Origin of the sequence: Haliscomenobacter sp., from assembly GCF_965225875.1 — a bacterium.
In the GTDB taxonomy this organism is placed as follows: Bacteria; Bacteroidota; Bacteroidia; order Chitinophagales; family Saprospiraceae; genus Haliscomenobacter.
In genome coordinates this window covers 256781-270093 of sequence record NZ_CBDDBS010000001.1, presented here as the reverse complement: position 1 = coordinate 270093, position 13313 = coordinate 256781, and the positions used below count along the sequence as shown (strand labels likewise).

The 13313-nt window shown below is 46.1% G+C and carries 11 protein-coding genes; 5 read left to right on the top strand and 6 right to left on the bottom strand.

All coding sequences use genetic code 11. The features are described from left to right. Window positions 1–10 precede the first annotated feature (10 nt). Complete coding sequence (locus ACO08K_RS01015; RefSeq protein ID WP_421794522.1) at window positions 11–652, bottom strand: response regulator; 642 nt, start codon at window positions 650–652, stop codon at window positions 11–13. 307 nt (window positions 653–959) lie between these two features. On the opposite strand from ACO08K_RS01015, the gene ACO08K_RS01010 reads away from it, so the two are divergent. Beyond that, window positions 960–3395: an ABC transporter permease gene (locus tag ACO08K_RS01010; protein ID WP_421794521.1), complete on the top strand. Its 2436-nt coding sequence runs from the start codon at window positions 960–962 to the stop codon at window positions 3393–3395. A 400-nt stretch (window positions 3396–3795) separates the two neighbouring features. On the opposite strand, the gene ACO08K_RS01005 is transcribed toward ACO08K_RS01010, so the two are convergent. Together ACO08K_RS01005 and ACO08K_RS01000 are read right to left on the bottom strand one after the other, a co-directional pair. Beyond that, window positions 3796–4242, bottom strand: coding sequence for an Hsp20/alpha crystallin family protein (locus ACO08K_RS01005; RefSeq protein ID WP_421794520.1), 447 nt, complete (start codon window positions 4240–4242; stop codon window positions 3796–3798). Window positions 4243–4400: 158 nt separating this feature from the next. Continuing rightward, a complete protein-coding gene (locus ACO08K_RS01000) occupies window positions 4401–5921 on the bottom strand; it encodes a GH3 auxin-responsive promoter family protein (RefSeq protein WP_421794519.1) in 1521 nt (506 codons plus the stop codon). Window positions 5922–6106: 185 nt separating this feature from the next. Here ACO08K_RS01000 and ACO08K_RS00995 point away from each other — a divergent pair, with 185 nt between their 5' ends. Together ACO08K_RS00995 and ACO08K_RS00990 are read left to right on the top strand one after the other, a co-directional pair. Further along, on the top strand, window positions 6107–6919 hold the full coding sequence (locus tag ACO08K_RS00995; RefSeq protein ID WP_421794518.1) for a hypothetical protein: 813 nt from the start codon (window positions 6107–6109) through the stop codon (window positions 6917–6919). 32 nt (window positions 6920–6951) lie between these two features. Beyond that, entirely contained in the window at window positions 6952–8484 is a 1533-nt protein-coding gene (locus tag ACO08K_RS00990; RefSeq protein ID WP_421794517.1) for a hypothetical protein, read from the top strand. 96 nt (window positions 8485–8580) lie between these two features. Here ACO08K_RS00990 and ACO08K_RS00985 read toward each other — a convergent pair whose 3' ends face one another. From ACO08K_RS00985 to tsaB, 3 genes are all read right to left on the bottom strand, one after another. Beyond that, the gene (locus tag ACO08K_RS00985; RefSeq protein ID WP_373550123.1) at window positions 8581–8886 is read right to left on the bottom strand and encodes an ArsR/SmtB family transcription factor; all 306 of its coding nucleotides are present in this window, start codon (window positions 8884–8886) and stop codon (window positions 8581–8583) included. A 202-nt stretch (window positions 8887–9088) separates the two neighbouring features. Continuing rightward, window positions 9089–9433 (bottom strand): ArsR/SmtB family transcription factor, encoded by a 345-nt coding sequence (locus tag ACO08K_RS00980; protein WP_373550122.1) that lies wholly within the window; start codon window positions 9431–9433, stop codon window positions 9089–9091. A gap of 91 nt (window positions 9434–9524) precedes the next feature. Then, window positions 9525–10205, bottom strand: a complete 681-nt coding sequence (tsaB, locus tag ACO08K_RS00975) for a tRNA (adenosine(37)-N6)-threonylcarbamoyltransferase complex dimerization subunit type 1 TsaB (protein WP_421794516.1) — start codon at window positions 10203–10205, stop codon at window positions 9525–9527. A gap of 346 nt (window positions 10206–10551) precedes the next feature. On the opposite strand from tsaB, the gene prfA reads away from it, so the two are divergent. Continuing rightward, entirely contained in the window at window positions 10552–11628 is a 1077-nt protein-coding gene (gene prfA, locus ACO08K_RS00970; protein WP_421794515.1) for a peptide chain release factor 1, read from the top strand. A 72-nt stretch (window positions 11629–11700) separates the two neighbouring features. Beyond that, window positions 11701–13287, top strand: coding sequence for a peptide MFS transporter (locus ACO08K_RS00965; protein WP_421794514.1), 1587 nt, complete (start codon window positions 11701–11703; stop codon window positions 13285–13287). The last annotated feature ends 26 nt before the right edge of the window (window positions 13288–13313 follow it).

The following is a 13313-nucleotide window of genomic DNA, read 5'->3' as shown; positions in this document are numbered from 1 at the left end:
GGATAAAATTTTACGAAATGAATTCATATTCAATGGCTTCCTTAATCATGGAAGGAGTGTTTTGGGTGCCAAACTTGGTCAACAAACTGCTCCGATGAAACTCCACGGCCTTGATGGTCACGAAAAGCCTATCGGCAATTTGCTGAGTGGTCAAGCCCTCCGCAATCAACTCCAATACTTCTTTTTCCCGACGGGTTAGATGGGGCCGCCCACCCATCGCCGGATTCTTTTTGGGTTTGTCTTCACTTTCCAGCAGCAACTGCATGAGGTTTTCATTGTAGTATTTTTTGCCGCTGTATACTGTACGAATGGCCGCCAGGAGTTCGCTCTTGGTCGTGTTTTTCAACAAATAGGCCATTGCGCCTTTTTTGATCATTTTTTTCACCAAACTGGGTTCGTCGTGCATGGTTAGTGCGATGACCCGGGTATTGGGGTATTTGCGAACGATTTGCTCGCACAAATTTAAACCACTTACATCGGGCAGTGAAATGTCGAGCAAAACCACATCAATGTTGTTGCTGTCCATCACTGTCCAAAATGACTCCGCATTGTGACATCGTGCCAGGATCTGAATGTCGGTCGCATCAGAAAATATGGACTCCAATCCTTCTGCAAATATTACATGGTCATCAACGATAGTCACTTTAATCATTTCAGGCTGGTATTTAATACAGGTAACTAGGCAGTTAAATCAAATGCAGCTTGTACTCAAGATGCAATCCTGCCTTTTACTTAAACTCAAAAGTACAAAAAAGGTTACACTAAATCTGGACAAGAGTGTAAGATAGAGGTCATTTAATGATTGAGTCAGATGGGTTGAAATGTCCGAATTCAGCATAACGACTGTCCGAAAACGAACAAGTTTGCCTGATTATTTTACATTTTATCCTGATAATCTGGTGCTTGTAATTTTGGCATTGCCTTTGCCAACAAAGAGATAGACTCAAAATACCTGCGCCATGTTTAAAAATGTACTCCAAATTGCCCTCCGCCGCCTCTGGCAACACAAGTCATTTAGCCTGATCAATGTATTGGGCTTGTCTTTGGGGATGGCGGCCTTTTTGGTCTTGGTGCAATACCTGCGCCATGAATGGAGCTACGACCAGCAGTCGCCTCATGCAGGCCAGATTTGGCGGGCTTACAATGAAACGATTGCCGATGGCGAGGTACTTACCCGAGATGCCAATACCCATTCGGCTTTGGGACCAGCCTTAAAGCAAGACCTGCCTGAGGTGGAGGACTACACTCGTTTGTACAACCGCAATGAAAACTCGGTCACCTTTATCATGCCAGAGCGCCCCATCAAGCTGGAAGGGGCCTGGATGGTCGATCCCGGCTTTTTGCGCCTATTTCCGCAGCAGTTTTTACAAGGTGATGCCCAAACCTGCTTAGCTGACCCTTTTCAGGTCATTTTGACCCAATCGGCTGCGCAAATTCTGTTTCCTGGGCAAAAGGCCATGGGCAAAGTATTACAAGTGAATGGTGGTGCATTTGAGGGCAAGTATACCGTGCGGGGCATCGTAGCAGATCCACCACAAAATACCCACCTGAAATTCAATGTGTTGTTCAGTATGCAGACGCGTTATGCCGCCGGATTTGAAGACAATTGGAGCGGCTATTGGGATTACAATTATTTCCAGCTGAGCGCAGCGGCTGACCCTACAAAAGTGAAAACCCAACTCGATCGGTATTCAGATACTCACCTCAAGGATGAAGGCATCCGGCTGAACATGCAAGCCCTGAAGGACATCCATCAGGGCTCCAACTTAATGTACGAAATTGAACCGAATGTCGATCCACGTAGCTTACAAATGTTGTTCCTGATTGCCTTGTTTATTCTGGGTATTGCCTTTGTCAATTACGTCAATCTCAGTACGGCTCGTGCTATGGAACGGGCCAAAGAAGTAAGCCTGCGCAAGGTGATCGGTGCCAAACGTTGGCAATTGATCGCCCAGTTTTTACTGGAGGGTTTTTTGATCAATACCGCCGCCCTGTTGGTGGCATTGGTGCTGCTGCATTACTTTGCGCCAGCCTTTGCCCGTTTGACGGGCCGCGATATTTTACAAATTCCCGGGTATGATGGCACCTTTGTGGCCTTGTGTTTCGGGACTTTGCTGGCGGGTTTGGTACTGGCGGGTTTGTATCCTGCTTTTATTCTTTCAGCCTACGCGCCGGGTGAGGTATTGCGCAGTCGCTGGATGGGTAATGCACAAGGTGGGAATTTGCGGAAGGCTTTGGTGGTCGTTCAGTTTGCTTGCTCGGTTGGCCTGATTATTAGTGTATTTGTAGTACAGGGGCAATTGCATTTTATGCAAAAAGCAGATTTGGGTTTGTCCTTGGATCAGGTCGTTTCGCTCAAAACGCCTGCCTTTAATTGGCAACAAGACTCGATTCAGCGCAACAAAATGGCGGTGTTGAAAAATGAGATCGAACAGATACCCGGAGTGAGTAGTGTAGCAAGTTCGGAGATTGTGCCGGGCTTGGGGATTTCCACCATTTCGGGCACTAGTAGTGGGATGTATTGGTTGAAAAAACCAGTCGCAGTGGCCAAATCTACCATCTATACCCTGGGCACTGACGAAGCTTTTTTTCCCACTTTTGATGTACAATTTTTGGCTGGCTCTTTTTATCAAAGCATGGACCGCCGCCATGCTTACGAAAACCTGATCATCAATGAATCGGCCATGCATGCCCTGGGTTTCCCGAACCCTCAGGCAGCCGTGGGGGAACAAATTGCTTATCAGGGCAATACCGATGGTTTTCGCATGACCATTCGGGGCGTGGTTGCTGATTTTCACATTGAAAGCTTGAAGGAACCAGCTCGGCCCACCCTTTATCAATGTGTGCCTTCGGTGGAGAATGGCTACCTCTCGCTCAAATTTGATGCTGCCCAAACGGCCAGTCTTTTGCCCGCGCTCAATCAAGCCTGGAAAAAGGTTTTCCCTGAACATCATCTCGATTATTGGTTTCTCGATCAGCAGTTTTTGCAGCAGTACCAGTCGGAACAGCGCCTGGCGGTGGTTTTCAGCATTTTTGCAGCCTTGGCAGTGGGTATAGCTTGCCTGGGTTTGTTTGGCTTGGCGGCTTATCTGGTGGTACAGCGGCGCAAAGAAATAGGGGTACGCAAAGTGCTCGGAGCTGGGGTAGGGCAAATCGTAGCCTTGCTCAGCAGCAATTTTTTAAAACTGATTTTCATCGCTATTCTGATTGGTTCTCCAGTTGCCTGGTACGTGATGGAGCAGTGGCTGGAAGGTTTTGCCCAGCGCATTCCTTTTCAGTGGTACTTTGTACCTTCTGCAGGAGCGCTGGTGATTGGGGTAGCTTTGGTGGCAGTGGGTGCGCAGAGTGTAAAGGCGGCGCTGGAGAATCCGGTGGATGCGTTGCGGGGGGAGTGAAAACAAAAAAGGCCGACTACAAGACGTGTCGGCCCCAAAAAACACCTAAAACCCTATTAACTAACCTATAAACTTTTCGTTGATAAGTCCAGCAAGCTTAGCAACTTACTGATACCTTATAAACCATATTTTCAAGCAAAAAGTTTCGTCTTGTGTTTTTTTCTGCGTCATAGAGGCGACAGAAATCAACTTTGGTGAATGTATTGTCTTGAACAGAACCCAAGGTAAAAAGTTCATTACAATCTGCCTTGAATATATGCATTTTATTATAACAAGACAATATCAACGGCGAAAAAGTTGGCGGAAACGGTAATTTTTTTTCAATAGTTATGAATGATGAGTGATGAATTGGCAACAGCGTTGCTTTGGAAAAATTCATCACTCATCATTTACAACTAAGTTAACCAATCGTGATCTGGCGAGACTTTGGCAGCGCCTCCTCTTTTTTAGGCACAGTCAAAACCAAAACACCATTGTCATAACGTGCTTCGATGGCTTCAGCGTCTACGGTTTTGGGCAAAGTGAAATTGCGTTGGAAGCTAGTGTAAGCAAACTCGCGCACTTTTACTTTTTCACCTTCTACAGCAGTGCTTTCTTTTTTGGCAGAAATGCTCAGGGTGTCTTTTTCAACTTTGATGTCGAAATCTTCCTTGTTCAAACCTGGCGCAGCCAATTCGATGCGGAAATTGGTTTCGGTTTCCACGATGTTCACAGCAGGGCGATTTTCAACCCAATCGCGGTAAGGACCAAAAGATACTTCCGGGCCAAAGAAACGATTGATCAATTGGTCGAAAGATTTGTCGACAAATACAGATGGAACTTGTGGTTTAACAGCTACAACTTTCATGGCAGTTGGATTTGTTGTTTTTAAATGTTTTCTGCTTTCCTTTAAGCAAACCACATTCCAATGCCAGAAGAGGGTACAAATTGGCAAGAAATAAAATCAGAAGTGACATTTTGACTGAAAAACAAAAATTGTAATGACATTTTGGCGTGTAGGGAGGGTCAAGCTCCTACATGCCCCAATATCTCATCGATGTAATTCCGATGATTGGCCAGGCGAGGTACCTTATGTTGGCCGCCCATTTTGCCTTTGGCGCGCAACCAATTGTGGAAAGTACCTTTGGGAACCACTTTGATGCTCAGGGGGAGCATAGCCATATTGCGGAAACGTTTGGCTTCGTAATCCGAATTGATCTGCTGAAGTTTGAGGTCTAACAATTGAGCAAAAGCTGGTAAATCAAGAGGTTCCTTCACAAATTCGATGATCCATTGGTGGCCACCTTGCGCGGAGCCTTCAAAATATACGGGGGCCACGGTGTATTCGTGGACTTCGGCACCAGTGAGCAAGCAGGCTTCGGCCAGGGCTTTATCGGTATTGTCTACCATGACTTCTTCACCAAATGCATTGACGAATTGTTTGGTGCGGCCGCTTACCTTGATGCGGTAAGGATTCACCGAAGTAAAAATGACCGTATCACCAGGCAAGTAACGCCAAAGCCCGGAATTGGTGCTGATGACCAGTGCGTAATTTTTTCCCACTTCTACCTCCGCCAGGGAGATGGCCTGCGGGTTGTTTTTTCCCCATTCACTCATGGGGATGAACTCATAATAAATGCCATTGTTGAGCAAGAGCAACATCCCTTCTTCGCCCAAAACATCCTGTACGGCAAAGAAACCCTCCGAGGCATTGTAAATTTCCTGGTAATCAACAGTAGGGGAGGGGAAAAAACTTTGGAACTGCTGGCGGTAAGGGGTGAAACTAACCCCACCATGGGTATACACCTGAAACCTGGGCCAAACTTCCAACATATTGCTTTTGCCCGTGATCTCTAAAATGCGCCGGAAGAGCACCACAGTCCAGGTCGGCACTCCACCAATCATCACCACATTGGCTGTACGAGCGCCTGCACGAGCCAGTTTTTCCAGTTTTTCTTCCCAATTGGGCAAAAGAGTTGTTTCTACATCAGGAATAAAAAAAGGCCTCGCTACCCAGGGCATGTGCTGGATCATGATGGCACTTACGTCGCCGACAATCGTAGCCGGGTGAGGGGGGAAGGCACTGAGGCTGCCACCCATCAACACACTTTTATCGGCAAACTGAGAAGCATTAGGGCGATTGTGGTAGTACAGGCTCATGGTATCCCAAGAACCCCGCATGTGACATTTGTAGAGATTTTGGGGAGAAATGGGGATAAACTTACTCTTGTCGTTGGTGGTGCCGGAAGATTTGGAAAAACAATTCACTCGCCCGGGCCACAATACGTCGCGTTCACCGAGCATCATCCGGTTGATGAAGGGTTTGAGGTCTTCGTAATCCGTCAGCGCAATGGCCTGGCGAAAATCTTCGGCAGTATGTATATCGTGGAAAAAATGCGACTTGCCCCACTCAGTGTCCACAGCAAAGAGCAAAAGCTCTTGAAGTTGGGCTTGCTGGATCTGGTGTGGTTTTTCCATATAGCTCCGTATCAAGCGGTAGCGATAATGGTGCAGGCGGTGGAAAAAGGCGTTGAGAAGTATCCGCATAGAGATCAAGGTACATATTATTTGTGGAAATGGAAAAAAAAGTTGAGAAGTTTAGGGGTTGAGTAGTTGAGGCTACCGCAGCGATTTTGAAGAAGATCTTGTGCAAGTCGCTGCGGTAGCCTCAACTCCTCAACTTCTCAACTTTCTCAACCTTTTTTATTAGCTTAGCGCAAAATCTTGTGCCAATGCCGAGCAATCCTTTTGATGCTTTTTTTGAACCACCAGGCGGAACTGGTGAAAAAAAAGACCAGCAAGTGGAACGGGAAGAAGTTTATCCTCCAATCGAGGATCATACGATTTTTCCAGAAGATGGAAAGGAATCGCTGGATGAGATTTTGGAAAAAAACAAGCAATTTGAACAGCATGCCGCAGGTTTTTCTAAATTATTGAGTCAAACCCGTGCAGTTGACCATGAGCCCGTTGCTTTTGCGGGCAATACACTGGTGCAATACCTGATCGACATTCACGACCCCCACGATCAAGGTAGCATGCGCGGTGAAAAAGCTTATCACCAAATTTTGGAAAACAAGTTTCGGGCGATCATTGAGCCGATGATTGAATTGGCGCGTCTGCACTGTGATGTAGTCAATCAATTCAATCAGGACATTGATGAGCATTATTATTCGGTGGAAAAAACCGACCGAGAAATCAAATCAGATCGAGCGATCGCGATGGAAGGTTTGCTTTTTCAACGCAAATTACTGGGAAATGCGGCCCGGGATTTGAGCATCCTCAGCAAGGCAATGGAGGTTTGTGAAGTACGCCTCAAAAAATACATCGATGCAGGTGGCGACAACAATATCTCCGATGCAGAACAAGCCTTAATTGCTAAAAACCGGGAATACCTGAGCTCGGGAGTAGAGCATCATTTTGACTACGCACTTTTTAACCTCAACCTGCTAGACGAAGCAGCCCTTACTTTTCGTTTGTTTACCAAACAAACCTTCTCTCAATACGTACAACGCCTGGAATCGGCGTTCAGGAACAGGCAGGCCTAAAAAAGGTATATTGTTCCTCAAACCCAAAAACCATGAAGCACTTCCTTTTATTTTGTCTACTCCTCCTGATAGGCACGGCTTGCAGCAAGCTCAATAACCTTGAAGACTGGGAAGTTTCCAATTTTCAGCCTGAAGTGGCCTTTCCAATAGTCAATTCCAATACGACCTTACAGGAAATCCTGAATAGTGTGGAAGACCTTTCCTCTATTGTGGTTGACCCCAATGGAGGGATCAGGTTTAGGTACATTGGAGACATCATCACCCGAACCAGTGATGAGATTTTTGGCACCCTGACCAGTGCACTGCCCCCCTTGGTGCCTGTACTCAGCAAAAAAATGCCCCTGCCCTTTAATTTACCCAATGGGGTCAAAATTGATCGGGTAGACTTAAAACGGGGTGAATTTTCGTATTACGTAGAAAACCCCAATGCTGAGCCCATTACTGTCAAACTGACCATGCCCCAATTGCTCAAAGATGGCAAACCGTTCACATTCTCCACTGATATTGCGGGTTACAGTGGCTCTGGTGCTCGTCCTTCGGCTACCAACCAATTGAGCCCTGCATCTTTAGTCGGCTATACTTTTTTACCTAAAAATGATACCGTTTATATTGAGTACGAGGCTAAAACACCAGCTGGGGCTTCGGTCAATGCCGGTTTGTTTTTGGTGCGCATTACCAATTTACAGTTTTCCTATGCGGAAGGCTTTTTTGGCAGCCTCTTGTACGAGGGTGGGCGAGATACGGTAAAGATTGATTTTTTTCAAAATTACATCAAAGGGGACATCTATTTTGCCGACCCGAAAGTGTCCTTTTTTCTGGAGAATGCTTTTGGCATACCTTCCCGCTCAATCGTCCGCGACTTTAAAGTATTTACCGTAGATGGCCGTCAACTGAGTATTGAAAGTGTATTTCTACGCAATGGAATCGAGTTCCCTTATCCTAGAATTAATGAAGTGGGGCAAACCAAACGCGATACCTTTACTTTTGATAAAACCAATTCGAATGTAGATGTACTATTTGGTTCGGGGCCAACTGCCGTCGCCTATGACGTAGATGCCTTTACCAATCCCGAGGGCAATACGGGCCAAAAGGGCTTTATCACCGACAAGAGTTTTTACCGGGTGCAAGTAGAGGTGGAACTGCCCTTGTACGGCAGTGTATCCAACTTCGTTGCTCAAGATATCTACGACATTGACCTGGAGCAATACAAAAAGATCAAAGAGTTGGAATTTAAAATAGTGGCAGACAATGAAATGCCCCTCGATATTGCCATGCAGGGCTACTTTTTGAGTGGCACCGGACAGGTGCTGGATTCCTTGTTTCAGGGAACCGCCCAGATTATCCCTGGAGCAAAAACCAATGCAGCAGGAATCAGCACCACTCCTGGCAACAAGACAACCACAGTCAAATTTGAGGAAATTCGTTTTGCACGGATGCGTACAGCGAAAAAGCTGCGCTTACAAGCCTATATCTCTACGCAGAACAGCAACCCAGGTAAGTCAGTAAGGGTGCTGGCCAGTCAAAAAGTAAATATCAAGGTGGGAGCGAAAGCGACTATCCAATAATTTCGGATCTCAGGATTTCGGATTTCAGCAATGTTCTACCGAAATCCGAAATCTTGAAACCCGAAACCATCAGCCTTAGAGCTTGTTAACGAGCTCTTATTTCTTCAGAAAATTCCGAATGGCTTTCACCGTCTGATCGATTTTGTCATAATCGACCCGGTAGTGAATGAATTTGCCTTCACGCTCCGTGCTGACCAGGTCAGTAGTGCGCAAAACCCGCAAATGCTGAGAAGTAATGGACTGCTCCAACTTCAGCGTATTGTAGATTTTGTTCACATTGATTGCATCGTTTTGATCAATGAACTCAACGATTTGGAGGCGGAGTGGATGTGCCAACGCGCGAAGAAGCTCTGAAGCAGCTTCTAGCTTTTCAGGATTAATTCCTACTTGTGTGTTTCTCATAGTAATGTTACATTAAAAATTGCAAAAGCAAATATGCATTTTTTTTTATTTCCTCACAAGAAAAAAATTCATTTTCGCCTGATTTTCAGACAAAAGCTTCGGACTGCAATTGCATATTTGCAAAAAAAAGAATGTATAAACCTAAAAAATACAAATCGTAATAGTACAAAATGGCAAAGACGCAACAAGTGCGTCTTCGCCATTATTGTTGCCCGGTAAGTTCTTCAACCAGACGGGAAATTTGCTCGATGCGATCTTTGTTCAATGAATAGTGGATGAATTTACCACTGCGATCCGTTTGTACAACTCCAGCACGGCGCAGGATAGCCAAATGTTGGGAAGCGACTGACTGCTCCAAGCGGAGTTTGACGTAAATTTCAGTCACAGTCATGGCTTCGTTTTCTTCCAGCAGATCAATGATTCTTTGGCGAAGCTTGTGGTTGATGGCACGTAGTACCAGTACCGCTTTACGCAATTCTGCGTAGTCAAGTTCGATTTCGGTTTGCCCTTTTTTAAGGGTGATCACGTCGTTTTTTTGCTTTCTCATTTCATGCACTTTGTTAAAAACACAATGGATTTTTGCCTCTTATAAAGCTCAACATACAAAACGTATGCCAAATTTTATTAATAATTAAAAATTACGATCCCAGCTGTATTTTTTTTGGAACCGTGATATTTGGAGGTTTTAGGTAATGGGGCTCCAAATAAGCAACATCAGCAAATGCCTTTTGTTGAAATGCCTTTTCTGCTAAAGTTGGCATATAAGTGGCGCTTGAGCGTACCGAACTAAAATGAGCAAAAGGTGATGAGGTAATGGGGGCAAACTTGGGCGCACCGTTGCCCGCAAAAACCAGCGAGACCCCGCGGTCAAAATAGTCGCTGAAACTTTCACTGGTCAAAATCATGGCAGAGGACTTTTCAAGAACTTCTCCCGATGCAGAATATACTGCTGTGTATACTTCCATCCTGCGGGCATCAATCATGGGTACATAAAGGCTGTCTAAAGCATCCTTTTGCTCCTGAATACTGCCTGCGGCAATGATACTCAAAGAATCAATGGACAACAGTGGCACATCCAGTCCATAACACAAACCTTTTGCGGTACTAAGTCCACTTCTCAGGGATGTGTAAGACCCTGGGCCAATACTGATGGCAATCGCATCCAAATCCGCTAATTTACATTGGCTTTGTTGCAGTGCAGCATTCACCAATAAGGTCAATTGGGCGCTGTGCTCAAAATCACCGGAAGATGTAGCTTGCCCAAGGATTTTGCCATCGTTTGCCACCACAATGGAACACCGTTCAGTTGCGGTTTCCATGCAAAGAATTAACGCCATGTAAGAAAGCTTATTGTATAAACGACTACTTACCGCATGCTTATGCTTGTGATTTTTGTCGCATAGTAAAAAGACTTCAACTTTGACGTGAAATACCTCTAGCGGTCACGTCAGTTGGTAAAACGGATTTCCTATCTATGTTCATGACAATTAAACGGGCTATAGAGGCGAACAGGCTGGATAATTTTCTGCAAGATGCAAAAAATATGATAATTTTGCGAACAATATTAAGTTTTTTTTAGATTTTAAGTTCATTCTGACATATCGTCATTTTAAGAACTTGGTCTAAAATAAAACTTTTAAACGATTTTCACAATCTATCAAGGTTATGTTGGACAAGCTGGAAGCCATTTATGATCGGTACCTGAATTTGGAGGAGCAGATGTCGGATCCCGACATCATTATGGACATGGACCGGTATAAAAAGGTGAGCAAAAATTACAAAGACCTCAAACCTATTGTAGAGGCTTACCTTGAATACAAAAACTTGTCGAGCAATCGCGACTCGGCCAAACAAGCACTCAACGACGAAGATCCGGAAATGCGGGAAATGGCCCAAGAGGAATTGGATCAGATCCTGCCGCAGTTGGAGGAGTTGGACGAAAAAATCAAATACCTGTTGATTCCCAAAGACCCAGAAGACGCACGCGACGTGATTTTTGAAATCCGTTCGGGAACTGGTGGAGACGAAGCCAGCCTTTTTGCCGGCGACCTTTACCGCATGTATACCCGCTACTTTGAAAGCAAGGGCTGGAAAGTGGAGGCCATGGAAATCAATGAGGGTACCGTAGGTGGATACAACAAACTGGTATTGGAGATTCAGGGTGAAGATGTGTACGGTACGCTCAAATTTGAGTCGGGCGCCCACCGCGTACAACGGGTACCCAAGACCGAATCTCAAGGCCGGGTACATACCTCCGCTGCAACCGTTGTGGTCATGCCCAAATTAGAGATGGAAGACCTGGAAATTCGCAAAGAAGACCTCAAGGTAGACACCTTCCGCTCCAGTGGTGCGGGTGGCCAGCACGTCAACAAAACGGAATCGGGCGTACGTTTTACCCACCTTCCTACCGGGGTGGTTGCGGAAAGTACGGATGGCCGTTCACAGATTCAAAACCGGGAAATCGCCATCCAACGTCTTTACCAAAAAATCTATGACCAACGCAAGCAAGCTCACGAATCGGAGCAAGCTGCCAAGCGCAAGTCGCTGGTTGGGAGTGGCGACCGTTCGGACAAAATTCGCACCTACAATTTTCCCCAAAACCGCCTCACTGATCACCGCATCAACCTGACCCTGTATAACCTGGATCGGGTATTGGAAGGGGATATCGAAGGCATCATCGAGGCGCTACAAATGTATGAAAACACTGAAAAACTGAAGGCTGGCGAAGAAATCGGCGCGTAGTAGGGTCAACCCTTGCGGTTGACCTATTAGAACCATAAGGGCACCCGCAAGGGCTGCCCCAACGACCAAATTATGCTAGACATCGCTCAATTGCTCCTGATTTCAGGCTGGGTATTTGTACTGATCTGGATACCGATCGTCATTTATGCCAACCGAAAAATCCATCCCAAGGCCATTGTGATCATCTTTCTCACCGAGATGTGGGAACGTTTTTCCTACTATGGCATGCGGGCTTTGCTCACTTTATACATGGCCAAGGTCTTGTACGCCAATTTGGGTGAGCAGCAAGCCAATACGAAGGCACTGGGGGTATATGGAGCATACACAGCGATGGCTTATTTGTTTCCGGTTGTGGGCGGGATGATTGCTGACCGCTTTTTTGGTTTCCGGCGATCGGTCATCATAGGCGCCGCTTTGATGGCGATCGGCCACATTACGCTGGGTATGCAGGGCTTACCCGGTTTCGAGAGCAACCAGACTATTTTTTTCCTATCACTGGCCATCATTATTGTGGGCAATGGGTATTTTAAACCCAATATGTCGAGTTTCCTGGGTACGTTTTACGAGCTGGACGACCCTCGGAAAGACAGTGCCTACTCCATTTTTTACATGGGGGTCAATACTGGTTCCTTGCTCGCGATGCTTACTTGTGGGTACGTTGGTCAGCGCGTGGGGTGGCATTATGGCTTTGGGTTGGCCGGGATTGGGATGACCTTTGGCTTGATCCTGTTTGCCGTGTTGGGGCCAAAATATTTTGGGGATAAAGGTTTACCTATCGACCCACAGGCAGGCAGAAAACCCTTGTTGGCGGGCCTCAGCGTCAATTCCATTATCGTTTTGGGTACACTCTTACTCATTCCGGTGGTGATGTTTTTACTCAACCCCAATGCGATATTGAACCGGGTATTGCTGATTGTGAGCATCGGTATTTTGGGCTATCTCGTTTGGTCTGCATTGAGGATGCCAGATCGAAAGGAAGGCCAACGACTTCTGGTGGTGGTGTTTTTATTCTTTTTTTATGCCGTTTTTTGGATGTTGTTTGAACAGGCCGGAGGATCTATTGCCCTGTTTACCGATAAAAACGTCAACCGAATGGTGGCGGGAATGGAGATTCCTGCGGCTCAGTTTGGTGCGCTGAATGGCTTTTTCGTCATATTACTGGCCCCCATTTACTCCTGGTTGTGGCTTTGGTTGGGCAAAAGAAAATTAGAGCCCAGTACCCCTTTAAAATTTCTGTTGGCATTGCTCCAAATCGCGATTGGCTTTGCTTTAATTGTATGGGGTGCCCGCTCCTTCGGAACAGATGGTTTGATGCCCCTGGTTTTCCTGGTATTGATGTATTTTTTCCATTCCTCTGGCGAGTTGAGCATCTCCCCGGTAGGGCTTTCTATGATCAGTAAATTGTCGCCGCCAAAAATGTTGGGTTTTGTAATGGGGGCATGGTATTTGGGCATTTCTCTGGGCAACAGTATGGCCAGTGAGATTGGCAAGTTGACCGCAGGTGGGCATGCAGATGGTGCCGACTTGAGCAGAACTGAGTCCTTGGTAGCGTATACGGATACTTACCTGTTGTGGGGGATCTATGTGGTGCTGGGCGTCATGGTGGTACTCGCTTTGTTGATTCCGCTGTTGCGGAAGTGGATGCATGGGGTGCATTAATTAACCTTTAGCCACAAAGAAACGAA